This window comes from Bradyrhizobium sp. ISRA442 (assembly GCF_038085055.1).
Classification (GTDB): domain Bacteria; phylum Pseudomonadota; class Alphaproteobacteria; order Rhizobiales; family Xanthobacteraceae; genus Bradyrhizobium.
The window spans coordinates 1-24,756 of record NZ_JALGCN010000038.1 but is presented as its reverse complement, the minus strand read 5'-3'; the positions used below and the strand labels follow the sequence as shown (position 1 = coordinate 24,756).

General features: G+C 58.5%; 22 protein-coding genes and 3 pseudogenes. 8 read left to right on the top strand and 17 right to left on the bottom strand.

What is annotated here, in order from left to right; all coding sequences use genetic code 11:
• Positions 1–131: 131 nt before the first annotated feature.
• Both MTR72_RS38705 and MTR72_RS38700 read right to left on the bottom strand, forming a co-directional pair.
• Positions 132–386: a hypothetical protein gene (locus tag MTR72_RS38705; RefSeq protein ID WP_341512226.1), complete on the bottom strand. Its 255-nt coding sequence runs from the start codon at positions 384–386 to the stop codon at positions 132–134.
• Between the two features lie 324 nt (positions 387–710).
• Positions 711–1,232, bottom strand: coding sequence for a hypothetical protein (locus MTR72_RS38700; protein WP_341512225.1), 522 nt, complete (start codon positions 1,230–1,232; stop codon positions 711–713).
• A gap of 158 nt (positions 1,233–1,390) precedes the next feature.
• Here MTR72_RS38700 and MTR72_RS40655 point away from each other — a divergent pair.
• A pseudogene (locus tag MTR72_RS40655) lies at positions 1,391–1,579 on the top strand (LLM class flavin-dependent oxidoreductase); the annotation flags it as partial.
• A 211-nt stretch (positions 1,580–1,790) separates the two neighbouring features.
• On the opposite strand, the gene MTR72_RS38695 reads toward MTR72_RS40655, so the two are convergent.
• A complete protein-coding gene (locus MTR72_RS38695) occupies positions 1,791–2,093 on the bottom strand; it encodes an HU family DNA-binding protein (protein ID WP_280969197.1) in 303 nt (100 codons plus the stop codon).
• Positions 2,094–2,501: 408 nt separating this feature from the next.
• Entirely contained in the window at positions 2,502–4,394 is a 1,893-nt protein-coding gene (locus MTR72_RS38690) for a methyl-accepting chemotaxis protein (RefSeq protein WP_341512224.1), read from the bottom strand.
• 1,687 nt (positions 4,395–6,081) lie between these two features.
• Between MTR72_RS38690 and MTR72_RS38685 the strand changes: the two genes are divergently transcribed.
• Positions 6,082–6,645 carry a hypothetical protein gene (locus MTR72_RS38685; protein ID WP_341512223.1) on the top strand — a complete coding sequence of 188 codons (564 nt, stop codon included), beginning with the start codon at positions 6,082–6,084 and terminating at the stop codon, positions 6,643–6,645.
• Positions 6,646–7,153: 508 nt separating this feature from the next.
• Here MTR72_RS38685 and panC read toward each other — a convergent pair.
• The 7 genes from panC to bioB form a co-directional block, all read right to left on the bottom strand.
• A complete protein-coding gene (gene panC, locus MTR72_RS38680) occupies positions 7,154–8,047 on the bottom strand; it encodes a pantoate--beta-alanine ligase (RefSeq protein ID WP_341512239.1) in 894 nt (297 codons plus the stop codon).
• A gap of 13 nt (positions 8,048–8,060) precedes the next feature.
• Positions 8,061–8,933, bottom strand: a complete 873-nt coding sequence (panB, locus tag MTR72_RS38675) for a 3-methyl-2-oxobutanoate hydroxymethyltransferase (RefSeq protein ID WP_341512222.1) — start codon at positions 8,931–8,933, stop codon at positions 8,061–8,063.
• Between the two features lie 1,242 nt (positions 8,934–10,175).
• Complete coding sequence (locus MTR72_RS38670) at positions 10,176–11,450, bottom strand: adenosylmethionine--8-amino-7-oxononanoate transaminase (RefSeq protein ID WP_341512221.1); 1,275 nt, start codon at positions 11,448–11,450, stop codon at positions 10,176–10,178.
• On the bottom strand, positions 11,447–12,082 hold the full coding sequence (gene bioD, locus MTR72_RS38665) for a dethiobiotin synthase (RefSeq protein ID WP_280969191.1): 636 nt from the start codon (positions 12,080–12,082) through the stop codon (positions 11,447–11,449). Before bioD ends, MTR72_RS38670 begins: the two co-directional genes overlap by 4 nt.
• Entirely contained in the window at positions 12,079–13,233 is a 1,155-nt protein-coding gene (locus MTR72_RS38660) for an 8-amino-7-oxononanoate synthase (protein ID WP_280969190.1), read from the bottom strand. Before MTR72_RS38660 ends, bioD begins: the two co-directional genes overlap by 4 nt.
• Before the next feature lie 73 nt (positions 13,234–13,306).
• Positions 13,307–13,660: an aspartate 1-decarboxylase gene (gene panD, locus MTR72_RS38655; RefSeq protein ID WP_341512220.1), complete on the bottom strand. Its 354-nt coding sequence runs from the start codon at positions 13,658–13,660 to the stop codon at positions 13,307–13,309.
• A 50-nt stretch (positions 13,661–13,710) separates the two neighbouring features.
• Positions 13,711–14,706, bottom strand: coding sequence for a biotin synthase BioB (gene bioB, locus MTR72_RS38650; RefSeq protein ID WP_280969188.1), 996 nt, complete (start codon positions 14,704–14,706; stop codon positions 13,711–13,713).
• 114 nt (positions 14,707–14,820) lie between these two features.
• Here bioB and MTR72_RS38645 point away from each other — a divergent pair, with 114 nt between their 5' ends.
• The 4 genes from MTR72_RS38645 (at position 14,821) to MTR72_RS38630 (ending at position 18,050) form a co-directional block, all read left to right on the top strand.
• Positions 14,821–15,456 (top strand): GntR family transcriptional regulator, encoded by a 636-nt coding sequence (locus MTR72_RS38645; protein WP_280969187.1) that lies wholly within the window; start codon positions 14,821–14,823, stop codon positions 15,454–15,456.
• A gap of 134 nt (positions 15,457–15,590) precedes the next feature.
• Positions 15,591–15,908 carry a Dabb family protein gene (locus tag MTR72_RS38640; protein WP_280969186.1) on the top strand — a complete coding sequence of 106 codons (318 nt, stop codon included), beginning with the start codon at positions 15,591–15,593 and terminating at the stop codon, positions 15,906–15,908.
• 139 nt (positions 15,909–16,047) lie between these two features.
• Positions 16,048–17,457, top strand: coding sequence for an aminodeoxychorismate synthase component I (gene pabB / locus MTR72_RS38635; protein WP_341512219.1), 1,410 nt, complete (start codon positions 16,048–16,050; stop codon positions 17,455–17,457).
• Positions 17,454–18,050: an anthranilate synthase component II gene (locus tag MTR72_RS38630; RefSeq protein WP_280969184.1), complete on the top strand. Its 597-nt coding sequence runs from the start codon at positions 17,454–17,456 to the stop codon at positions 18,048–18,050. The genes pabB and MTR72_RS38630 overlap by 4 nt, the downstream gene beginning before the upstream one ends.
• A 96-nt stretch (positions 18,051–18,146) precedes the next feature.
• Here MTR72_RS38630 and MTR72_RS38625 read toward each other — a convergent pair whose 3' ends face one another.
• The 4 genes and pseudogenes from MTR72_RS38625 to MTR72_RS38610 all read right to left on the bottom strand — a co-directional run bounded on the left by MTR72_RS38625 (position 18,147) and on the right by MTR72_RS38610 (position 21,697).
• Positions 18,147–18,665: a hypothetical protein gene (locus tag MTR72_RS38625; protein ID WP_280969183.1), complete on the bottom strand. Its 519-nt coding sequence runs from the start codon at positions 18,663–18,665 to the stop codon at positions 18,147–18,149.
• Between the two features lie 416 nt (positions 18,666–19,081).
• Positions 19,082–19,798, bottom strand: a pseudogene (gene istB / locus MTR72_RS38620) (IS21-like element helper ATPase IstB); the annotation flags it as partial.
• A gap of 10 nt (positions 19,799–19,808) precedes the next feature.
• Positions 19,809–20,959 (bottom strand): annotated as a pseudogene (gene istA / locus MTR72_RS38615) (IS21 family transposase); the annotation flags it as partial.
• A gap of 417 nt (positions 20,960–21,376) precedes the next feature.
• Positions 21,377–21,697: a nuclear transport factor 2 family protein gene (locus MTR72_RS38610; protein ID WP_341512218.1), complete on the bottom strand. Its 321-nt coding sequence runs from the start codon at positions 21,695–21,697 to the stop codon at positions 21,377–21,379.
• Positions 21,698–22,616: 919 nt separating this feature from the next.
• On the opposite strand from MTR72_RS38610, the gene MTR72_RS38605 reads away from it, so the two are divergent.
• Entirely contained in the window at positions 22,617–22,904 is a 288-nt protein-coding gene (locus MTR72_RS38605; protein WP_280969181.1) for a hypothetical protein, read from the top strand.
• A gap of 182 nt (positions 22,905–23,086) precedes the next feature.
• Here MTR72_RS38605 and MTR72_RS38600 read toward each other — a convergent pair whose 3' ends face one another.
• Positions 23,087–23,335: a DUF6894 family protein gene (locus MTR72_RS38600; RefSeq protein WP_280969180.1), complete on the bottom strand. Its 249-nt coding sequence runs from the start codon at positions 23,333–23,335 to the stop codon at positions 23,087–23,089.
• Between the two features lie 508 nt (positions 23,336–23,843).
• Between MTR72_RS38600 and MTR72_RS38595 the strand changes: the two genes are divergently transcribed.
• Positions 23,844–24,026, top strand: coding sequence for a hypothetical protein (locus MTR72_RS38595; RefSeq protein ID WP_280969179.1), 183 nt, complete (start codon positions 23,844–23,846; stop codon positions 24,024–24,026).
• A gap of 1 nt (position 24,027) precedes the next feature.
• Here MTR72_RS38595 and MTR72_RS38590 read toward each other — a convergent pair whose 3' ends face one another.
• On the bottom strand, positions 24,028–24,255 hold the full coding sequence (locus tag MTR72_RS38590) for a hypothetical protein (protein ID WP_280969178.1): 228 nt from the start codon (positions 24,253–24,255) through the stop codon (positions 24,028–24,030).
• Positions 24,256–24,756: the final 501 nt, after the last annotated feature.

The window sequence follows — 24,756 nt, the reverse complement described above, 5'->3', positions numbered from 1 at the left end:
CCTTGAACGAAAAACAACGACGTTCCAATCCGCCAAGCTCATGCTAGTCACCCAATATGTCCGCCGAGTTTGCTTGCCGGCCAGCTTAGGAATGTTGTTGCGTCAAAATGCATCAGTTCGCCCATTCATGCCTAAATTCCTGCGTTGCTTCCGTCTTTTGCGATGGGCTTCAATCGCAGGAGTGTTTCTAGTTTCGTCGAATGCAGAATCCGGCCGTCCCAGCTCCGAACCAAAAGAGCGTCCTTCGCCGGATCGGAAGATGGCGCGCTATTGCCGCGCGGGTCCACATCTTCGCGGCTTGCAATAGTCATACGGAAGTTTGTTAGATACCTAAGTAGGGAGGTCTCTTCGCCCCTGTTCAGCGCGAGGCCGCCGTCAGCTGACATTTCGATCTCCTTTGGCCGGAGGAACTCCGCGTCATCTTGGCTTTTAGTGCGTTTGGCTGACCCTAGCGGCATTTGAGTATTGATTAATGCGGCTAGCAGCAGTGCTCACGCATAAATTCCACGCTTGATCGTCCTTTTTTGACGGATTTCCGCCTGCGCAGCGGCGATGGCCGTTCGCGTAGTTGATTTCCACAGCGGCAGCAGCTAGTGCGAGGCAACCATTTCGGGTGGCGTTGCGTGCGTCGCCTCTTTCGTCGCCGGCAGTTGACCGAGCACGTTATTTCCCACGCCTATTGCGAGATGCCGCTATGACTCGCTGTCGATCTATGGGGACAATGGGCTATCAATCCCGCTGACAACGCATCGGTATTGTGCGCTCGTATCGTCTTCATCGACGCACTTCGCGCAAGGAGCCCAATGTTGATGATAAAGCCATCCGATGTCCTCCGGATCGCTCGCATCGATCGCCTTCGAGAGCTGCTTGAAGGAACCAACTTGGGAAATCCAACTGATCTGAACAGCCGCCCAGAGCCGGACGCAGGTTGCCGATCCGGACGAGTTGGTCCAGGCGAGTGCAGCCAGCCAGAAACGAGCCCAACACCTCCCTACATGCCGAGATCGTGAGCATTGACGGCCGGCATCAGCACAAGAGCGATGGTATCGTGCGGTCGGCCGCCGGGAGTGATTGACAAGCATCATTTGGACAGCCTTGGTGCGGTCATTGAGCGGCGCGGTGTTGCGGCAGATCTCGATGAACTGATTCAGGAGATTGCCGAGCCGGGCATACCAGCCGACGGCAAGGCCAAGCGGCACGATCAGCGCGACGGATACCGAGAAGCCGCTCAAGGCGCGCAGCAGGCTCGCGGAGACGTCGTCATAGAGCTCACCGGTTTGTGCGAGTTACCAGCCGGCAGCGATGACTTCGGAGAACGGCGGAAGAAACACCGGATCGATCAGCGCGGATCAACAGGGAGATCAATAAGAGCGAGCGTTGTCCGAAGCCCGCGGCCGACGGCTTCAACGTCATGCCGCCTGGCTACCGGGCGGCTTCGACCTCTCGCCCAGCAGGTCGTGCCGATCTTGCGCAAACGCGGCCTGTTCGTCACGACTACACTGGCAGGACACTGCGTGAGCATTACGGGCTGAGCCGCCCGGCGAGCATATTCGCCAGCTCACTTCAGGCGATCGCGTGATCGCCTGACCCGCTTACGTCGCCGGCAGCTCGCCGGACGTCACGGACCTTAGAGTTGCGGCAGTCTTTCGATAGCGGTGTATCGTATTTCGCAGACCTTATTTCGTGATGCAATCCGTTTGGCTCTCTGGAGCGCTGCCCCGGCCTTACCGTGCCAAAGGGCCGTCCGTCGTCTGGCCCAGGTGCAAGTTATTGACGGCGAGCGGACCTCATCATACCGCTACTGCGTCTTTGGCAACCTTGAGCGGAGACGCTTTAACCGATTTGCTGGCCGGCTTGGCCGCGAACTCCATCGGCTCCTTCGTAAAAGGATTAATGCCGCTGCGGGCTTCCGTAGCGGGTTTGTTCACGACCGACATTTTGACGAAGCCGGGAATGACGAACTCGCCGGACTCGTTCAACTCCTTGTAGCCTACCGTCGCCAGCTGCTCGATGACGGCCTTTACGTCAGTCTTGGATATCTGCGCTCCTTCAGCAATCGCGTCAATTAGCTGGTTCTTCGTCATTTTTGCCATGATAGATTCCTTTGAGGAGCGCAGAACGATTCAAACGCTGAACGACGCCGGCTCCGTCACGTCAGTCCAGCAAGGCAAGCCGCACGAATCGCTTCTCGTTCGCGCCGAGATCATGAAGTGAGGGGCTTAAAACCTATCGGAAGTCAAAACACAAGGATCAGTTCGGTATGTTCCGGCATCGTGAGCGCTTTCGGACGACGACGGCGGCCATTTGTGTTAGCGCGAATGCTGCCCCCGGCAGCAATTCCGAAGGCTTCGCAAGCTGTCTATGGATGTCCGGCCCCATAGTCTCGTGGGCTGAGCAGTTGCCCCCATTCTCCTATCGCGCCTATCATGCCTATCATGCCACGCATTTGGCTCTATTACCTCCACCATCAGCGAGGCTTGCGGAACATCTCGGCGCAAGGATCATGATCGGATCCCGGCGAGAAAGTCATCGGCTTCGACTTTGAGGCGAAGGCTGGTTCGGGCAAGCACATTGGCAGATGTCAGCACCTGCGACGATGATGCACCTGTAACGGACGCCTTCTGCGCAACCTGCCGGATGTTGCCCGCGACCGCCGTCGACATCGCGGCCGCACGCTGAATATTCTGGGCAATATCCTTCGTTACCGCGCCCTGTTGATCGATCGCAACGGCAACCGCTGATGCGATTTGTGAGATTCTGCCAATACTATTTCCGATGTCTGTGATGGCGCTGACTGACTCCAGTGTCGCTGCTTGAATGTCAGCAATCCGTTCTCCAATTTCGACGGTCGCGTTTGCCGTCTGAGTTGCTAACGACTTCACCTCGACCGCCACAACTGCAAAGCCGCGGCCGGCACCGCCTGCCCGCGCAGCTTCGATTGTTGCATTAAGCGCCAGGAGGTTGGTTTGCCTGGCGATCGTTGCAATTAGGTCAACCACGCCACCGACTTTGATTGCAGCAGCCGATAGCTGCTTCATCCGCCGATCCGTTTCTTCAGCCTGGCGCACGGCTCCCTTGGCGATCTCTGTCGATTGCTCGACCTGCCGGCCCATCTCGGAAGCGGATGCCATCATCTCTTCGGTTGCGGCAGCAACCAGCTGAACATTGGCTGACGCCTCCTCCGACGCCGAAGCAACGTTATCAGAGATCTCCCGAGTAACGTGTGCCGTATCCGTCAGCTCGCGAGCCGAAGCCTCCAGCTCGGTCGATGCGGAAGACATTGTATCGATGACGCCGCTCACGGCGTATTCAAATGTGCTGGCCAGCTCTCCAAGCTCCGCCTTGCGCCGCTTCGCGGCCGCGCGATCTTGTTCCTGATTAGCCGCAAGTTCTTCTTGCAGTTTCTCCCTCGATCTGACCTTAAACTCTTCCATGGCCTGAGCCATGTCGCCGATCTCGTCCGAACGCCCAAGACCCGGAAGCGTGACATCGAATTGCCCAGCCGCGAGTTGACGCATTGCTGCGCTCATGCGGGTTATCAGCTTCGCCAGCTTCTGCCCAATCAGCACGGCAACGAAGCCGATTGCGAGAGTGGCTAGCCCGATTGCCCAACCCAAAGTCGCTCTGAGGCGCGACGCATGATCCTCCGCGGAGACAGCGCGAGCGTCCGCGGCTGCGATCGCCTTCAACAGAAGAGGACGATTCCGGCCGTAGATTTGGACGAGATCGTCAACTTGGTCATCCAGCGCCTGTTGCGATACAACTAACGCCAAAAAGCTCGATCGATAAGAAGCAACAAGCTTCTTCAACTCCACTCTGGATTCCGGAGGAAGCTCTGAGGTACCAAGCGCGGCCTCGAATTCGGCGACGCACTTTTCCAGCTCATCACGATACTTCTCCTCATGACGCAGCATGAAATCCTTTTCGTACCGTCGCATCATTAACATCAACACCGTCAGGTGTGGCTCGTTGAAACGCGCAAGCCGCGTTTCCGCCTGATGCACGGCTTCGCGGAGCTTACCCTGGAGCCCGTCATTCTCCGTAAGCCCAAGCAGCCGCTGCGCGGAGACAACGTTGTTAAAGCGAGTCGCGTAAAGGTTGATCCCGGCGCGAAGGAACGTTACGTCTCTCAGGGGATCGCCTCCTGGCAAGGAAGCGGCCTGCTCCTCGATCTGGCTGAGGTCCGCCAGCGCGCTCTTGACGCCCTGGGCTTGTCGCGCGACCATAGCTTCATCACGCTTGCGCAGAAACTCCAGAGCCAGCTGCTGCGATTCAAGAAAGGCTTCGGAAAGAGATGTGAGGTGAGCGCGAAGATTGGCGCTCTCGCTTACGTCGCTCTGCGACTTCGCGAGATAGTCAAGTCCGGCAATGCAAGTCGCGCCTGTGACAAGCACACTCACGATTCCCAGCAATGCGATCTGGGTACGCAGGGCCGGTCGAAATCTGCGACGAGCTGTTGATGCGAGTCGTTTCGCTATTTTTGGGGCGGGCACCAGATTTCCAATCAAAGGCGAGATCGTTTGCGAAACCCCTAGTTCTGATTAGTTACATAAGGTTGAACTCGACTGTCATCTGAATCATACATGCGCCCCAGTGGTGAGAGCGCGCGTGCCGCACTCTGGAAACACCACTTTTGAACCTGATATCGTTATCACCATCTTCCAGCGATGCGCGGCGTAGCAGATAATAATGGACGCATAAATTCTGCAGTTCTCTACTCATGCCTGCAGGATTCGCGCGCAACATGGTGCATAACAGTTGTACGGAGTGAGCCGTGTAAGCGAGGCGCTACAGCGGAAAACCTACAACGGCTCTTACGGTTCCGCCCTTCGACTGTGACATAAGCCACCGACGCATCCATCGAATCGAGCATAAAGCCGCGTCGGTAGCTACCCGAGGGAAGGCTCAATTGGCACTTGACCTGGTGCGCTAGCCCTTACCTGAACGCAGCTCGCATTCGGCCCCTATTGGAATCCCCATGAAAACAGCTACGACGAGGAGCGTGGGGCACTGCGGCGCCGGGCTGTACGAGGATGACTGGCGCGCGCGACCATTTGGGTGGCGATGCCGATGGCTGCGTCCTCCATGCTCGAGGTCGGATGAACGTTGTGCTGACTGTAAATGGCCAAGTCGATCTCGACACCAAAGCCCGGGACAGTAACCGTCTGACGCAACTTTCTGATGCCAGTCACTGTGCGCGAGCAGATGAAGCTTCGGCCCTTATACAAAATCCGGAATTGGATTCGTTGCTCGCGCATCGTAATCGGCCATGGTTCTGAAGGGGGCTTGAGGCCGGCCCGGCGTCGGCCTCCCGTAATCATTGCCACACGCCGGATATAGAGGTGATCATGACGATGAAGATGCTAACGCGATTCGCGAGCTACGATCGTTCGGTCAGCGGCGTCAAACTGCAGGATTTCGGCGGCCGAGGCTGTTCTGACGACTGAAAACGATAATCGCAACCGCATGCACCGAAGGGCGAGGTGTTACTGTGAATGCTTGTCGCAAGTCACTCCTGACAAAGACGTACGATCGAAGTTGCCCAGAGTATCGCTCGGAGCACGAATTTAGTCGGACAGCGAGCGGTTCGGCCCGAAGATGCGTGCTTTAGTTAAGCACAAGTGTCGTGCACGGGCGCGAGTCGTGATTGGCTGCGACTCGGATTTGCACACTCTAGTTGCCCTGGGCGAGACCTGAGGTTTGCACTTATCAGGATGCGCGCACTGAACGCGCCCCTTTCTAGAAAGTGAGCAGACTTTGACAGTTAGCGAGCAATCTCTTCGCGTCACACAGATCGAACCATTTTTTCACAACGTTCCGTTGCCGAAGGCGACAGGATTCTACTATGAATTCGGGCAGACGCACGGCCTTGTCACCAATTGGCATGTGCTATCTGGAAAACATGCCTTCTCTGAAGCATTTCTGGACGAGCACCACCGCTTTCCCACACGGCTGAGATGCCACTGGTCTGCGCAAGATAGTGCGCGTAGAACAGCGGAATTCCGGGAGCTTGAACTGCCCGTAGTCAAAGATGGGCGGCCAACGTGGTGACAACATTGCGGCTTCCTTAACCAGGATGGCATGGCTCAACAGGTCGACATCGGCGTGATCTGTCTCAATGACTGGATGCCGAATTACGAAGAAGAAAAGAGCCGCATTGCGTCCTTCAAAGCTGCTGTTCTCTATCACCCCCCGAAAGACGGTAAGTCCGACTATTGGGAATACGGATATGCGCCGGTTGGAGCCGAGGTCTTCATTCTTGGCTTTCCGCCACGATTGGCCCTGCCGGGGACTCTCGCGATTTGGAAGCGTGGCTCCGTCGCTTCGGAGCCTCTGGTCAATATCGCAGGCCAGATGCCGATCTTCTTTGTGGATTCGGCCACGCGTCACGGGATGTCTGGCTCGCCGGTCCTGCACTTCGGGAAAGCACTGATCAACTCTCGAGGCCTACCTGCTCCGGCGCCGCAAGCATTTGTCGAACCATGGCTTGTTGGCGTGTATGCGGGCCGCCGGGGCTCATCCCCGAGGAACAGGAGATGTCACTCGGGAGAGTCTGGCACCGGCGACATCTTCTTTCATCATGCTCCCGGCGGCACGCCTACCCTGACGAGTGAAGGCGACACGACCGCAACATCGCCGTGTTAAGCCATTGATTTAAGAGGCCGCCGCAAGATTCTTATTGCGGTATGCAGGCGCCGGCTCAACGGCCGGCGGTATTGGTTGGGGCGATGTGGTCTCCATGCTTGGTCGATCCTATAAGGCGCCTTTGATGAGCAGGGACCCAAACTGGTCTTCTTGCTACTCGTCTTGATCGCCGGAACGGCGCAGGAATACTGCATCGGAATGCAGAAAAACTCACAACGCGAACGCCGGGGAGAAGCCTCCCATATTTCCCGAGGACTGAGAGTCGACTGGTGGATCGAACGCGGAGATGAAGGAGCGCGATTTTGCTTCGAGAACGAGGAATAGAAAAAGACTTTCGCCTCAATCTGCGAGAACCTCTCTATTGCTTTCCGGGAAGCTTAGAGAATTGATTTCAACGTGCATGCTGATCTGAACCGGCGAGGATCTGAAGGTGCGTCCTTGGCGCTTTGAACGCTGGAAACCCTTTGCGCTAGCTGTCATCATCGCAGGCCGACGAGGACCAAAAAGATCAAAGCCAATCAAGATCGGCTGCTTGCGCGCTCAGCTTAAGGCATTTCGCTTCCGGCTTGAGGATTACATTGTCGATCAGGCGGGTCGAGCCGACGTAGACTGCCGCGCAAAGAGCCGCAGGGCGAGTCAAGGGGCTCGCGACCGCCTTGAGAGTGTCGGCATCGATGAGCTCAACGTACTGCACCCGATCGACTTCATTCAAATGCCGCCTGGAAATTGTTACGAGCTTCTCGACGTCACGCTCGCCGGCCTTAAACGCGGACTCTGCCGCGAGCAGAGCGCGACTGATCGCAACCGCCTGCCGACGCTTCTCTTTGTTGAGATAGCGGTTGCGACTGCTCATCGCGAGCCCGTCAGCTTCGCGCACGGTAGGCACCGTGACGATCTCGATGGGAAGATTAAGGTCGATCGCCATGCGTCGTACAACCGCGCATTGCTGAAAGTCCTTCTGTCCGAAAAACGCGACATCCGGCTGCACCATATTGAACAGCTTGCAGACGACAGTTGCGACACCGCGAAAGTGTCCAGGTCTGAACGCTCCGCACAGTGGTTTTGCAAGTTCACCCGGTTCAACAAAGGTCTCAAATTGAGCCGGATAGACCTCCTGCGCACCAGGCGCAAAGACGATCGCAACACCCGCATCGCGGCACAGTTTTTCATCGCGCAGGAAGTCGCGCGGATAGGTGTTGAGATCCTCGTTCGGTCCGAACTGGGTCGGGTTGACGAAGATGCTAACGACGGTGACGTCGCATTGCGCCCGGCTCGCGGCGACAAGCGCCAGATGACCCTCATGCAGATAGCCCATTGTCGGCACGAAGCCGACGCGCCTGTCAGTATTGCGAGCCTTTGCGAGAGCGCGGCGGAGCTCTGCGATCGTCGTTACTGTTTGCATGTTGCGCCCTGAATCAGATTGAGCTGGACGGAGTCCAGTTTGCGATCGTGTCGCGAAGGTCCTCGGGAAGCCGATAGGACTCTTGTGGCGAGGGGAATGCACCGTCACGAACATCGGCAGCCCAGCGCGACAGTGCCTCCTGCATCAACTGAAAGCCGTTGGCATAGGCTCGAACAAATTTGGCCCGATGGCCTTCAGAGAATCCCAATACGTCATGGAATACGAGCACTTGGCCCGAGCAACTCGACCCCGCTCCGATCCCGATGGTCGGTATCCTCAAGGACTCAGTTGCGCGCGCGGCGAGCTCGGCCGGGATCCCCTCCAGGACGAGAGCGAAGCATCCGGCTTCCTGCAAACGGTGGGCATCATCGAGCAGACGCAAGGCATCATCGGCGTTGCGGCCCTGCACCTTGAATCCACCCATGACATTGACACTCTGCGGAGTGAGGCCAAGGTGGCCCATTACGGGAATTTCGCAATCGACCAAAGCGCGCACCATTGCGAGACGCTTGGCTCCGCCCTCGAGTTTCACGGCATCGGCGCCACGCTGCAGAAAACCGCCGGCGCTACGTAGCGTCTCCTCTTGGCTGAGGTGATAGCTAAGAAACGGCATATCGGCCACGAGCAAGGCTCGAGGCCTTGTGCGCGCAACAGCCTCCAGGTGATGATTCATCATGGCCACGCTGACGGGCAGCGTGTTGTCGAATCCCAGGCAGACGTTTCCGACGCTATCGCCGACTAGGATGATCTCGACAATGGGATCCGCGATGCGCGCCGCAACCGCATCGTAGGCGGTGGTCATCACGACACGCCGTCCTTTATCCTTCCACTGCTGCAGTGCCGGAATCGTGACACGTTCTAGAGGCTGCTCTGAACTGTGGCTCATATTGGATCCGCTCCCCACACACCGTCGGCGCTTCCTAGAGAAGACGGGACAAACCTGTCAATGGCATGGGCATGGAGATCTAGTTCTCAAGAACTGGAGAACAACGCAAAAACAGTCCAATGGTCGCGCAATCATGAGACAAGACCTTCCTCATCGCGATTTCACTACCCGATGGCTCGTCTTCCCGTACAGGTTCAGCGACTATGCAGGCCGCCGCCTCGATCGAGGAGCGGCGCTCGCGACGAGCCACCATCTGCACGCGTTTCTGGGCTGATTGCAGTCTCTCCAAACGGTAACGGCTCGACCTCGACCGAGGTGCAGATGCACGGGACTTCGTCTTAGGGCACATCTCCGTGCCTGCGCCCTAGGGGTACTCGTGAGGCTCCTGCTTCGGCGCTGGCGCACCGAGCAAAGCAAACGGATGCCAGGCCAGGAACGTCCAAAAGTGACAGGCCGCTGTAAGCGCAGCGTGAGTCGCGGTCGAGGAGATGTCGTCGCGAAGGCGCTCAGACCGAGCCAGCCTGCTGGCCCTGTAGGCAGTCGATTATTTTTGCCGATGTTTCTGTCACTTGATTTCCACGCGCTCTAGAGGGCCACTCGAATTCGCAACAAGTCTGGCCAACCGGCACAACTCAGTCTACTCCTAAGCCGCTCGCAACCATCGAAGCCATTTCTGATCGGCCTCCCGCCGCGCCTTGAAGCGGTTGACGCATTTCTTGGAGCAAAGGGCCGTTCGCCAGCAGTAATGGCGGATCAGCCCAAACTTTCCGCCGCATATCGCGCAGCATGTGGCTGAATGGTCGAGGGAATTACGGAAGCCAATGTGCATTCTCGCCTCCTGTCAGACATTTACGTGGGAAGCCCCGCTGCCCTCTCACCGCAGCACCACGCGCGCACCAAAGGTGCGGCCGCCCGGCGGTCAGTCTCACTGGTCTTGCAACCATCAAGAGCCTTGACTCTGATGTGCGACTGGCCCGCGAAGCAGTACTTTCCGCAGAATGCCTAGCCGAGAATTTGCTCAAGATAATGGATTTCTCTATCGTGATTAATGCAATTCGCTCGACATTTCGGCTAAATGCCGCGCCTTTCATAGCTAGTCCGCAGGATTGCTGCGGCAGTTGGATCAAGAGCGCTTAAAGCACGATCAGCCCTGCGAGCCGTGGGTGCTGCATCCTCCTTGCACTATCAAACGGCAGCAATACGGACACTTTCGCCTTGCAAGCTGCAGACGATTGCACAGTCTCATGCACCTCGCATCAGCAAGTCAGCAGCGTCACCGATGGCAGCATAGATTTCATCAAGGTCGGCCGCCGTAACGCAGTAAGGCGGCATCACGTAGATCGTGTTACCGAGTGGGCGTAACACCAGATTCCGCGCTTGGAAGAAAGCCAGAAGCTTCGGACCGATGTCCGCCAGATAGCCGGCATCGCTCGTATTGAGTTCAAGCGCTGTGACTGTTCCTGCCCGTCGGACGTTTGCGAACCGTGAATCGGCGCGGAATGGCGCGAGTGCCTGTTCTTGCATTCTGGCCAAGGATGCCACCCGCCGGCGATATTCCTGATCCTGCCATAGGTCCAGATTGGCCTTGGCGGCGGCGCAAGCCACTGGATTGGCCGCATATGAGCTCGAATGAAAAAACGTACGCGTACGATCTTCGGAATAATGCGCATCGAAAATATCGGCACGACAGAGTGTGACGGCGAGCGGCAGCGCCCCAGCCGTGAGGCCTTTCGAATAGCAGGCAATATCGGGCGTGACATCGGCCTGCTCACACGCAAACAAGGTACCCGTCCGGCCCCAGCCCGTCATGACCTCGTCGGCAATGAACAGGACGTCGAAGGCTTCGCAGATCTGCTTCATCTCTCTTAGCACCGAGGGAGAATACATCAGCATTCCACCGGCGCCCAATATCAGGGGCTCCACGATAAAGGCCGCTGGATGTTCGTTTCGACACGCGCTTTCAAGCGCATCGAGCGCTATTTGCTCACGATTTCTTGCCGGGAACGGAATCGAGGTTACCTCGAACATCAGCGCCCCGTAGGCCGCGTTGAAGACGCCTCGGCTGCCTACCGACATCGCCCCGATCGTGTCGCCATGGTACGAGTGCTGCATCACCACAATTTGGGTTCGCTGTTTTCCGGTATTGTGCCAGTAACCGAGCGCCATTTTCAGCGCGACTTCGACGCTGGTCGATCCGCTATCGGAGAAGAACACATGCTCGAGCGCCGGGGAGGTGACTTTCAATAGTTCCGTCGCAACTTGCTCAGCCGCGTCGTGAGTGTATCCGGCGAAGATGATCTGGTTGAGGTTGCCTGCCTGCTCTCGGATCGCGTTCACGATGTATGGATGGCAATGGCCGTGGGTCACGACCCACCAGGAGGAGATTGCATCGATAAGGCGGCGGCCATCTTCGGTGTAGAGATAAGCCCCCTCTCCCCGCAGCACTTTCGTCATGTCCCGCTGTAGAGCATGCTGCGTGAACGGGTGCCAGATCGGCGACCTCTTGGCTATCTTCATAGGTTCAGGAAATCACTGCTAACAAAGGAGTTCTTGAAAGCGGCCTGCAGCCTATCGTCCGTGAGGGGAACAAGCCACGGGAGCCGCCCCAACCAACGCACTCTCCCGATCTCGCAAATCGCGCTTTCAGTTTCGGCGTTTCTTTCGCCAATGAACGCAATTCCAAGGATTCGAATCTGACGCTTTCGCAGAGCCTCTATGGAGAGCAGGGAGTGATTGATTGTGCCCAGTCCCGTCCTTGCGCAAAGCACAACGGGAAGCTGCCAGCGCTCGAAGATGTCGATGAAAAGAGTGCGCGCTGTCAGCGGCACCATGAGTCCGCCGGCGCCCTCGATCACGAGCTGCTGCTCGCCGCTGTTCGGCAATCCAAGCGTCTCTGTGTCTATGCGAACGCCGTCGATCTCCGCGGAGTAATAGGGCGACGCAGGCGTCCGAAGTCGATAGAGCTCCGGGACAATCCGATCGGACGAGAGGCCGCCGAGGCGGCGGACGCACTCGGAGTCGGTCTCTTGTTCGAGCCCAGCCTGGACCGGCTTCCAGTAATTCGCGCCGAGAAGGCCGGCGAGCCCTGCGGAAAATACCGTTTTGCCGACCCCAGTGTCCGTACCAGTCACGACGATCCTCTTATTCAACAAAACGAGCCCCTCGTTACCTCAACCAGCGCATCGAGCATTGCGCGCACGTCCTCTTCCCCAACATTGAGTGTCAACGAAATTCGCAAACGGGCGGTGCCTGCAGGGACGGTTGGCGGCCGAATTCCGCGGATATCGAAGCCGCGCGCCTGCAGAGCAGAGGCAAGTCGTATTGCATGAGCATTGTCACCCACGATGTACGGCACGATCTGAGAGGTCGATGGCGTGCGCAAACCAAGCGAGGTGATCTGCCGATGCGCGAACGCAACGAGTTTGGCCAGCCGTTGCTGTCGCTCCGGCTCGTTCTGCAGGATGAGGAGTGCCTCTCGAACGGCAACGGCCATCAATGGTGATGGGGCGGTGGCAAAAATAAACGGACGGCACCGGTTGACCATGAAATCGCGCAGGATGCCGGAGGCCGTAACAAGTGCACCCGCCGCACCGAGCGCTTTGCCGCAGGTATGAACGACGATGAGATTTTCGCGCCTGTCATAAGGGGCCGTAAGCCCTCGTCCCTGATGCCCGTAAGCGCCTGTGGCATGAGCCTCATCCACGATCAGAAATGCGTCATGGCGATCGGCGATTGCCACCAGCTCTTCGATTGGAGCGAAGTCGCCATCCATACTGTAGAGACTTTCGGCCACAATCCAGACGCGGCCCGTTCCACCTTTGGTTCGCCAGTCGCGAATTGCGTCTTCGACTGACTGGGGATCATTGTGCGCGTGAATTCGGCACTCTGCGCGGCCGGCCCGCGCCCCCTCGTGAATACTGGCGTGCACGAGCGAATCGAGAACGAGCAGATCGCCGCGCTGCGGCAGCGTTGTCAGGAGAGCAAAATTTGCGATGTAGCCGCCTCCAAAGAAAAGCGCTGTCTCCGCGCCAAAGAACTGAGCCGCTTCTGTTTCGAGCCGTTCGTGCTCCTCGCAATTGCCGCGCAGAAGCCGCGACCCGCCCGCTCCAACCGGAGTGCCCGCCTCGAGCGCGGCGACCATCGCCTTTTTGATGCGCGGGGCGCTCCCGAGCGCCAGATAGTCGTTTGATGCGAAATCGATCCCCCCGCGCGGCTTGAGGCAGCGCAGCCGTTTATCTTCGTTCAAGGCATTCAACGCTGCGACGTAGGGACTAAGTCTAGCTGTTTGGATTGACCGCATTCATCACTCCCAGGATCGCATCAAATCCCGCAAAAGATCCGTTGGCCGTTTAAGGAAGGATGGCCCTTTAGGTTCAACTTGCTAGGATGCGATTGTCTCGGTCCACACGCACAACGTGTGGCTTGAATATCTTTGCTTCGGCCTCGTCAAACGAGGCATATGCAACGATAATGATCTTGTCTCCGGGCATCGCCAGTCGGGCGGCCGCACCGTTCAGGCTTATCGTGCCAGACCTCGGCGGCGCCTCGATCACGTAGGTGGCAAAGCGCGTTCCTGTTTCGACATTGTAGATTTCGACGCGCTCGTTGATCACCATTCCTGCTGCCTCCAGGAGCGTACGATCTATCGAGATCGAGCCTTCATAGTGCAGATCAGCTTCGGTCACCGAGGCGCGATGGATTTTGCCCTTCATCAAAGTTATCTGCATTTCTCACCTAGGCTGGATGTGGAGGCAACATATTGCGCGCACTGCTTCCGTCAGGCGAGCCCGGACGTGATGCCGAGCCGGGCCAGCAGATCCGCGTCGCGATCAACTTTCGGGTTTTTGGTGGTCAATAGCACGTCGCCGATGAAGATCGAATTTGCGCCGGCCAAGAAGCAAAGCGCCTGCAATTCATCGGTCATGTATTGCCGCCCGGCGGACAAGCGAACCACGCTCCTCGGCATCATGATCCGCGCGGTCGCCACCAGGCGGACCAGCGCGATCGGATCGGGAGGCTCCGCGGTGTCTTCCACCGGCACGCCCTTGACCTTGTTCCACAGGTTAATCGGCACGCTTTCGGGATGGTTGGGAAGATTGGCGAGCAGCACGAGCATACCTAGGCGGTCCTCGACGCGCTCGCCCATGCCGATAATCCCGCCGCAGCAGATCTTGATGCCGGCATCGCGCACATGCGCCAGCGTATCGATGCGGTCCTGCAGGCTGCGGGTGGTGATGATCTTGCTGTAAAACTCGGGCGATGTGTCGACGTTGTGATTGTAGAAGTCAAGGCCGGCCTCGGCGAGGCGCGCGGCCTGGTTCGGTGTCAGCATGCCGAGCGTGACGCACGTTTCCATGCCGAGTCCTTTGACCGCGTTGACCATGTCGCAGACGGAATCGAGATCGCGATCTTTTGGCGTGCGCCAGGCCGCGGCCATGCAGAAGCGCGTCGCGCCGGCATCCTTCGCGCGCTGCGCGGTCGCAATCACATCTGCGCAACGCATCAGTCGGGTGGCTTTCAGGCCGGTCTCGTAATGCGCGCTTTGCGAGCAGTAGCCGCAGTCTTCCGGACAGCCCCCGGTCTTGATGCTGAGCAGGCTCGCGGTTTCGACGTGGTTTGGATCGAAGTTCTTGCGATGAGCGCGCTGCGCCTGAAGCATCAGGTCGGCAAAAGGAAGGTCGTAGAGCGCCTTAGCCTCTTCGACGATCCAATCATTACGAACCTGCGCCCCGTTGCTTGCTTCCTTCCGTTGGATTTGCGCAGCAGCATCCATAACCCAACCCCGCCCAATTGTAGATAATCGCGTGAATTATCTATAGTCATTGCTCTCAAAGAGATGCTAATCGAGCTGCCTCGCAAATGCACCGGTTATTGCGGTAGATAATCTATGATCACTGCTGACAACATGACGACGGTCGCGCGCATCGCGGACTCGATCGCTGAGCGCATTATCAGCGGCGCCTTAGAGCCAGGCGCGCCACTTCGTCAGGATCACGTTGCACGAGAATTCAATTCCAGCCACGTCCCGGTGCGCGAGGCCTTTCGGCAGCTGCAGGCACAACATCTTGTTGTCGCTGTGCCGCGTCGCGGTGTTCGGGTGGCCCCGCTCGATACCCACTCAGTGAAGGAGATCGCCGAAATGCGCGCCGCGCTCGAAGTGGTGGCATTGCGCCATTCGGGGCCAAGGCTCACAACAGCTCATTTGGCTCGGATCGAGCTCGCCTTGACCGAAGGAGACAATGCAAAGACGATCGAGGAGTTTGAAATGGCCAACCGCGCCTTTCATCAAGCCTTGGTCGCCCCCTGCGGAATGCCGCGTCTGCTCGCGAGCCTCGATGGACTGCAGCTTGCCAATTCTCGATTGGTGTTCGCGATGGCGCGGTCGGTGGGCTGGCGACCGCGTTCCAATCAAGATCACCGCCTGATTCTGCAAGCCTTGCGAACGCGCAACATCGATCAAGCCTGTAACCTGCTTACGCGGCACATTCAAACCATTGAGCGCCTTGCGCTTCCGGCGTCCTGAGCAAATCTGTCAAGCTTCATTGCGGATCGCCGACGATCGCAAGCGACGATCATGCGGCAAGCGACTAGCCTCATTGCAACGGGTTCTATTCCCAGATAGTTATGCCCCCGCTAGCGACATCTCCACGGACGGCCATGATTCGTCACATCGTCTTCTTCAGCGCCAAGGACGAGGCGCATATCGACCAGATCATCGAAGGTCTTTCGCTTCTCACCACGATACCACATGCGCGCCGGCTTGAGGTTGCCCGCAACCGCAAGACCGATCAGCTCGGCAACGATATCGACATCGTGGTCTATGGCGAGTTCGACAGCGAGGCGGAGCTCGCAGCTTACAAAGCGCACGATCTCTACCAGGAGTCGATTAAACGGGTCCGACCGCTCCGCGAGCTGCGGTTCGCGGCCGACTACAATGTATCAATAGATACCCCTTTCGCCTCCACGGCAGGATGATCCAGGTGCTGCCGCAGCAAAAAGTCCACCGCCGGGTTAACTTGGCAATGGACCTCAAGTTTCGGGCCATCGCAGACAAGCGTCATTCTCATCGGGTGGGGCAACAGATGGTACGGCACTTTCACGACGTCAGCCGCCGGTGACCGATAAGCCGATGTACGTTCGCGAGTTGCAGTGGGTCGAACCTGTCACAGTGATGCGACGTCTTGGGCATCGATCGCATCTCACGTTTCTCGATAGCGCAGCAAGGCACGAGCTGCTTGGGCGCTACTCATATCTGACGTGCGACCCGTTCAGCACCTATAGGGTAGTAAACGGCCAAGCCAGTTGGAACGGACTGACTCTCGAGGCCGATCCATGGAAGGTCCTTCGCACGCTGCTCGCGAAGTACCCGCAAGAGCATCGTCCCGATCTCCCGCCTTTCCAGGGAGGAACGGCAGGCTACCTTGCCTACGACATGAACAGGACATTGGAGCGATTGTCTGCGCCGGCAATTGCCGGTCTGGGTTTGCCCCAATCCATCCTGCATTTCTATGACGTGGTCATCAGCTTCGACCACCGGGATAACAAATGCTGGATCGTCTCGACCGGATGGCCGGAGCAGGATCCCGTGCGACGGAGGGAACGAGCGCGCCGTCGAGCCGACCAGTTTGGAGCATTGATTGCCGGTCCAAAGGCGCCACAGAATGGTTGTCCCAGCAAAGCGGGCGCATGGCGCTCGAACTTCAGCCGCGAGGACTACATTGCGGCGGTACAACGCGTGATCGACTTGATCCTGGCTGGTGACGTGTTCCAAACGAATATTGCGCAGCGTTTCAGCACCCGCCTGTCGACCTCGTTTGATCCGCTCGCCTTCTACTGCCAGCTACGAACATTGAATCCGGCGCCTTTTGCGGCCCTGCTACGATACGGAAAGCTGACCATCACATCAAGTTCGCCGGAACGATTCCTGAAGCTTGAGGGGCGACAAGTCGAGACACGACCTATCAAGGGCACGATCGCGCGTTCGCCTGATTCCAAGGAAGACCAGCGCCGTGCGGCTGTTCTCCTCGCTTCCGAAAAGGATCATGCCGAGAACACGATGATTGTCGACCTTTTGCGTAACGATCTGTCACGCGTTTGCACTGCGCATTCGGTCGAGGTTCCAGCCCTGTGCAATCTCGAGTCCTATGCCTCGGTGCACCATCTCGTGTCGATCGTTAAGGGGGAACTTGCCGGAGACGAAGACGCCGTTAGCCTGCTCCGAGCTTGCTTTCCCGGCGGCTCCATTACGGGAGCGCCAAAGCTGCGATCGATGGAAATTATTACAGAAATCGAGCGCATAGCGCGAGAGGTCTATTGCGGGGCGATCGGCTTCATCGGCTTCAACGGGCACATGGACACAAACATTGCGATCCGCACTGTCACGATCGATGGCGACCTGGCTGTGTTTCATGCGGGCAGCGGTATAACGGCCATGTCGGAGCCCGAGGCCGAATACGAGGAAACGCTCGCCAAGGCAGAGCGAATCTTTGATGCATTTGGTTCTGAACCAGCTGGTGCATTTTGATTGTCATCATCGATAATTACGATTCCTTCGTGTTCAACATTGCCCGCTATTTCCACAAGCTCAGTGAAGGAACGGAAGTAATCCGAAACGACGCTATCAGTATCAGCGAGCTCGTTGGTCTCAAGCCGCGCGCGGTGGTCATATCGCCCGGCCCCTGCACCCCAACTGAGGCAGGAATATCGACAGCAGTGGTCCGCGAGCTTTCAGGACGCGTACCAATTCTCGGCATCTGCCTTGGACATCAGTGTATTGCGAGCGTTTTCGGAGGACGGGTGGCGCGTGCGCATCGGCCCATGCACGGTCGGTGCTCATACGTTGCGCATGACGGCCGAGGGTTATTCAAGGGGCTGCCAACCCCGCTTGGCGTCGGGCGCTACCATTCTCTTAGCGTCGAGCTTGATCAGTCATGTGCGCAGAACCTCATAGTGACGGCGCGTTCGGAGGAAGGCGAGATCATGGCCCTCACGCACCGCTATTATCCCACCTATGGCGTCCAGTTCCATCCCGAGTCGATCCTTACCTCACAGGGGCACGTCCTGCTTATGAACTTCTTGCGCCTCGCAGAGGATTTCCGAAACCACGCGGAGCAATGAGAGGCTCGGCCTGCCGATCAAGATGGTGGACCGTTGGTTTCCGCGTCCTTACGTCGTTGGAAGGCGCAGCGTCATATGGCAGGCATTTTGTGGCAATCAGCGCTGTTCCGTGCTCGGCTCCGCAGTCAGCGGCGCGCCTCCGACAGAAACCGGACCCTGCGGTTTCGACGGCCGGACGTCTCTCTTGGCCGGCTTGGATGTGGTGCGCACGGGTGGCGGAGAAGCCGCAGGAGCAGGAGAAGCAACAGGCGCAGGATTCTGCAGCTTCTCGATTCTTTGGGTCAGGGCTGCGATCTGATCCGAGATCCGCTTTAGATCGGCTTGCTGCGCATCGACGTTGCGATTGAGCTCGGCAATTTCATCGGCTGTCTTCTGCTGCCCCGATTGGATCCCCAAAAGGACGGCCCTATCCTCAGATGACAAGCCAAGCGTGGGAGGCACGACTTCATGCGCCGGCGGCGCCTCGGCAGACGTTTCGATATTCGTCCAAAAATAGGCTCCGGCGCAAAAAGCGAGCAACACGGCTACAAGAGCAAATATCCGACGAAAGCCTTTCGACGATCTCTGCAAGACCGACGGCAACTCCGATGCTTGGGATTGATCCGTCACAGCCACACCCTGTTCTCATCATCTCGATCTGCTCTGGTTGTTCTCGTTGCCGCGATAGCAGATGACGGTCAAGAGCTGCCGCGAGCCGCAACCCCCGCCGCATCGTTTTCAGCAATGTTGTCCCCAAAGCCGGGTCTTGATCGTATCAGGCTTTTTACGAGCTACGCATTGCGCTGCAGGTGGTGAGTAAATAATGAGGGCCGGTAGAGGGGTTTACCGTGAGCACATTTATATCTGCTTGCTTCAGAGGCCCGCCTCCCCTGTCAAACGCCATCTGGAACTGCCTCCTTTGCGTCATGAAGAACTGCCCCCACCCTCGGGTTCATGATGTCGGTTGAAGGTTGGCTCCGCCGCTGACGGGACGGAGGGAGGCGGAGCCGACCGGAGGGCCGTCGGCGGCGGGCGGCTTGATGAGGCCGCTCTTTCGCTTGGCGGAGCCGGTAGCTGTCGCCGCGGATGGTCAGCACGTGGCTGTGGTGCAGGAGCCGGTCGAGGATCGCGGTGGCGACCATCAGCGCGTGCCACTGGTCCACAGGGAGCTGGCTGGTGACGATGGTGGAGCGGCAGCCATAGCGATCTTCGAGGATCTCCAGGAGATCGTGGCGAGCGGCGGCATCGAGCGGCTCGAGGCCCCAATCGTCGAGGATCAGAAGATCGACGCGGCCGAGCACGCGCAGGAGGCGTTGATGGCGGCCATCGCCGCGCGCCAGAGCAAGCTCCGAGAACAGTCGCGGTACGCGCTGATACAGCACCGAGCGGTTGTCGCGGCAGGCCTTATTGCCGAGCGCCGAGGCAAGCCAGCTTTTGTCGACACCGGCGGGTCCGCAGATCAGGAGATTGGTATGCGCATCGATCCAACCGCCTTCGGCAAGTTAAGCGAACAGCGCGCGATCGAGGCCGCGCGGCGTGCGGTAATCGATGTCCTCGACGCAGGCCTGCTGGCGCAGCTTGGCGTAGTGCAGGCGAGCGGAGAGGCGCTTGTCGCCACGCAGGGAGGATTCGCGATCGAGCAGCAGCGCCAGCCATTCGGCATGACCGAGGCCATTGGCCTCGCCAGAAGCCTGGATATCGATAAAGGCCTTGGCCATGCCATGCAGGCCAAGAGCGTGGAGCTGATCGAGTGTCGGATGGGTCAGCACGTCTGTTCTCCTAATTGTAGTAGCGCGGCCCGCGGATGTTAGCGTGGACGATCGCAGTCCCGTGTTCAGGACGACGATCGAGGTTGTTGGCGAGAATCGATTTGACCGGGCCGTAAGTGCCCGCGCTGATGTCGATCGCACGCGCGGCGGCGGCTTCGAGCTGTTCGCGGCCATAGGATCGGGCAAGCCTGATGATGCCGAGACAGGCGCGGAAGCCCTGCTCGGATGCGGTCGCTCGTCGAGGATAAGATTGCACAGTGCCAACGTCGGAGGCCCGATCGCCGCGGCATCCTTACGGATGCGCTCGATGGTCCAGCCGGCGTAACGCCGATGACTGGAGGCCATGCGCTCGGGCACGGTGGTGTGCTTGTGATTGCTGCTCATGCGCTGATGCGCGGCAATCCGCTCGCCCTTGTGGAAGATCTCCACCGTGCGGGCAGTGAGCCGCACCTCGACCTCGGCGCGGACGAAGCGATGCGGAACGCTGTAGTAGTGACCCTCGAAGTCGACGTGATAGTCGATGCTGACGGATACGCCATTCGGCGAAGACGTAGGGCGTCGCAGGCAAGGCCTTCAGCGCCGGCCGATCGATCTCGTTGAACAAATGCCGGCGCGTCACGCCGAGCCGGCGGATCGGGCGTTCGTCATTGATCCTGTGCAACATCGCGCCGATCGCGGCATTGAGCTCGGCGAGGCTATGGAAGATGCTGTGGCGCAGGCCCCCGATAAGCCAGCGCTCGATTACTAATACCGCCTGCGGACGGCGTGGCCGCGCTGGCAGGATTGCCGTGCCGTAATGCGCCGCCATCTCAGCGTAGCTGCGATTGATCTGCGGATCGTAGAAGCACGCCTTGATCACGGCGGTCTTGGCATTGTCGGGTACGACCAGCGCCAGCACGCCGCCGATCGCCTCGAACGCGCCGACATGACCGCTGATCCAGTCGGCCAGCCCTTGCGTCCAAGTCGCCTGCGCTTAGGTGAAGCCCGAGGCGCCCAGCACTGCGACAAAGATCTGCGCGTTGCGGATCTCGCCGGTCAGGCGGTCACCGGCATGCCGTCGCCCGCATAGTCCACGAACAGCTTGTCGCCGACGGCATGCGATTGGCGCATCGTCACCGACAGGCGGCTTTCCCAGGCCTTGTAGAGTTCACAGAAGCGGCTACCGGTATCCGATGTTGCTAGACTCATCGTCAATCGCCGTGTTCTCTGCTTCGTTCTCGCTTGAGACAACAGGGCCCCTTCCCTCTTCCGGCGTTGAGAATTGCGCTCGATCGGTGGATCGTGGCGAGCGAGCTCTTCGACCCGGGCACGCACCCGCTGTAGCGCAGCTTCCGCCGCAAGGCGCTCACCAGCAGTTCCGGCCCCCGCGAACAACGCCTCGATCTTCCGAAGCTTCTCGCGTAGCTGCGACTCGCTGGTCATTCCGAGGTCCCCGTTGCCCGCTCCAACCCGCGATCACCCCATCATCACGCAACGGCAGCGTCAAATCGGCCAATCCAAAGCATTCCGCGCAAGTCAAGGCCGGGCACGATGATCCTCTCGTGACGCTCACGCAATAGCTGAACCGCGCGATGAGTGTTAGTCCGACCAACGCATGCGGACTATCTTGCCGTCAGTGCCGAACTCCAAGATAGCGTGCACTACCCTGTTGGGCGCGGCGTATGAGACGGACGCGCCATCAGCTATGGGTTGAAGATCGTCCAAATCAGAAGCCCCGCAATCCTTCAGACGCTCCGCCAAGAACGTTCTCAGCCGCACTTTGTCGGTAACGATTTCTTTGACGCAGCAACTACAATCGGTCACTGCGCTATCAGCGTACATTCGTAAAATCGTGTCGAGATCGCCAGCGCGGTAGGCGTCCAGCCAATCAATCGCTGCGGCCATCGGGTCGAAGGACATATTCTTCACTACCAACCGAATTTGATGGGTCAGGCCTCAAACTACCGCCAATTCGGTAGTCCTTCGTCTTCTGCCGCGCGAAGCACGGCTGCTTGCGCTCATATTGGACCTCCATCTTAGTGCCCTGAACGCGCGGCCCTCTTGCACCGTCGGAAAACCTGGCGCGCCGCTGAGATTGGAGTGAAGATCAAGAAGAACTCGTTAAACGTCGGCAGGACGGGCTCCAGCAGGGCACCATCGTTGCCCGTGTTCAGCACGAGGCAGTTGCCAATGGTGACACCGTCAACAGACATGTACGTTGCCCCACGTGGCGGATCGAATGGGACTCGATGAGCCACACCTTTGGTGTCGTCAGTAACCATTGAGTCGCCCCCGGACATGGTTCCTTAGGCGAGTAGCAAATTCGGGTGCGACTTTTGGTGCGATCGCCCGCGCGCTCACGCTTAATTCCCGCGTTTGGCCGTTTTCTTCGATGGATTTCGGCGGCCGCCGTCGCACGAGCGCAACGCTGAGCAGGTCGGGAATCCTCGTCGCGAAATGCCCATGGCAATCGCGCGTAAGCAGCAATTGTGGGATCAGCGTGTCAGAAGACTGCGTTCTGGCGTCACTTAAGGAGCGTGCGGCGCTACGATGGGGCCCGGCGAAACGATATAGTCCGGGAATTCGCGGGCCACCTGGTCCGCAACAGCGTCCAGGTTCAGATCCTCGACCGAGTGGCAGTTCACTTGGCGCTTCTGGGCTTGCGCAGCGTAGACCGCATCGCCCCAGCGAGTGTCATCCCTCGCGCGATCGATGCGGACCGGGGCCAGCCGTGGCATAGGGGGCCATAAGGTTGATGGAGGAGTTCGCGTAAAGTGGCACAGTGAGGCAAGCTCGGGTAAGTTGATTGACGTTTCCGAATCAATTTTCGAGAAAATCGATGCCCACTCTCAAGCTCGCGCATATTCGCGAACAAGGCCAAGACATGATCATTTTTCCGCTGGATCAGCGGTTTGGCCGACTACCCGATGGCGAAAAGCAGCAAGAACTGCATGCTCTGGAGATGCGAGCCCACGACGCGGGATTGGGCGGGCATGCCGTGGCTGTGTGGGATGCTGGAGGCGGGAGAATGGGCTTTTTGGGCCCGTCTCAGTGGCACTCGTTCTTGCGAAGCATCAGCCTGCGGCAGGTTATATCAAGCCTGAATCGCGAAATTTCATGGACCTAAAGTGAAGTACGCCGAACCTCGCCCCTACGCCGATCCCGAAGCCTCCGCGCCCAAGCTCGTCCGCCGTCGAACCGATCAACGGCCGCATCCACATCGAGAAGATCAACTATCCCTTCCTGTTCCGCGACAAGGGCAGCCGGCCGAACACAAGGCCGGCCTAGGGCTAGGGGACCTTTTCACGACTATCCTAAGCGGACACTACCGTGCAGCTTCACCGTGAAGCTTACGCTCGCCTCCAATATAGGGCCATGATCATCGCGCACTTCAACTGCGATGCGGTGCTGCGGCCCGCCTCTGACGCACTCGCGAGCGATCTCCGAGAGTGTAGTGGTCGCCTCTTGCCGCACTGACTCGGCGTTTGGAAACTCCACACCTTCATCGTCGCGAATGAATTGGCTGCCGTGGCGGATATCAAAATAGTACTTTTTCATCGCTAGCGACTCACGAGGTTCGTCGTCGAACAGCTCTCTTGCAGTTTCGGATCGATCTTGCTGCCGCCCCTGAGGTGCTTCTGCATGAGCGACCGCCTCACATTGAAACAGCCAGGGGTGGTCTCGCTCCCGGGGTACCCTGAAGCGGTCCAGAGTTTGACTCTCATGTGTAGCATCCCAGGCGTGAGGCTGAATGCGTAAGGCGTGAAACGCAGTCAGCGTGTTCGCTTTAGATCAAGGCAAAGGCGAGCAGGCTCGAGCAAAGCAGCGCGATACCGGCCGCGGTCAGTGCCAGGAGGCTTCCCGAGACAAGGTCATGATTGGCCATGCAACGCTCTCATAGTTCATCACAGAAAGAGAGCAGCACTCGCTGCCGTCGCCGTTTGACCGGCCAACGCATAAACCATTATTCGAATCGAGTGCACTATTCCTGCTGTTGCGAGGAAGAAACGCATTTTTTTAGCGTGACGATGGGGTGATGCGCCGTCTTGCGGCGAAGAAGGTTTGAATGGTAGTGGGATTCAATCCGGCCGAGGGTTGGTCGAGAGACGCCTCCGAAGACGTCGCCCGCGAACTCGAGTGGCGGATCGGCACCGAAGGGCGCGAGGTGTCCGAGGCACTAAAGGACTTCATCGAGGGCCAGCTCGGACGCAAGATCGGCGTGCAGCTGGCGCTGCCGCTTAGCCGATAGGCTACTTCTTCTTCAGCCAGCCCATCGTTTCGAACTTGCCGGTGTACTTGCAGATCTTGCCAGTCTTCGCGTCGTCGATATTGGTCTCTAAGCTGCTCCGCACGATCTGCGTGACTTCGGGGATGATATCCCTTCGATCGTATTCCTGATCCATGATGGCCATCAGGGCGGCTCGTGATGCGTCCCAGATGCGGACGCCGTCCACGCCCAGCTTATCCGCGGTCTTCATGTGCTGCGCGGCAATCAGGGCGACAGGGGGCAGTTTTCCATGGCACGCGACACCTCCCCCGAAGGCTGTGCGCGTCGGGGATTTGCTAGGTGACGCTTCCAGCGCTCCTGTGCCTGATTGTTCGAGGGTCGATAGTTGTCGCGCCGAAGTTGACCTGGCGCAAAAATGCTGCGCAACCCACGCAAAAAACGCGTGATGCGAGCGCAATCATAAGACTAACTATATCGTTCGATGGAGGGGGCCTTACGTTGTTAGTGGGCAACTGCACGAAGCCCGGCCAGGAGATCAGGTCGGTCGTTCAGAAACAGGGGCACTACATCCGAAAATGGAGTCATTCGAGGAAGCGGATCCCTACGGAAACCCGAGCGGATCAATCTGCAATCGCCGGGCCTCCACATGTGGAAATACCAGGCCATGGCCAGCGGCGTACGGTTTTGCGCGAGCTCGTCTCGCAGAAAGCCTCGCGTGCCGAACGTCGAGCGCGGGATTTAAATGAAGGCG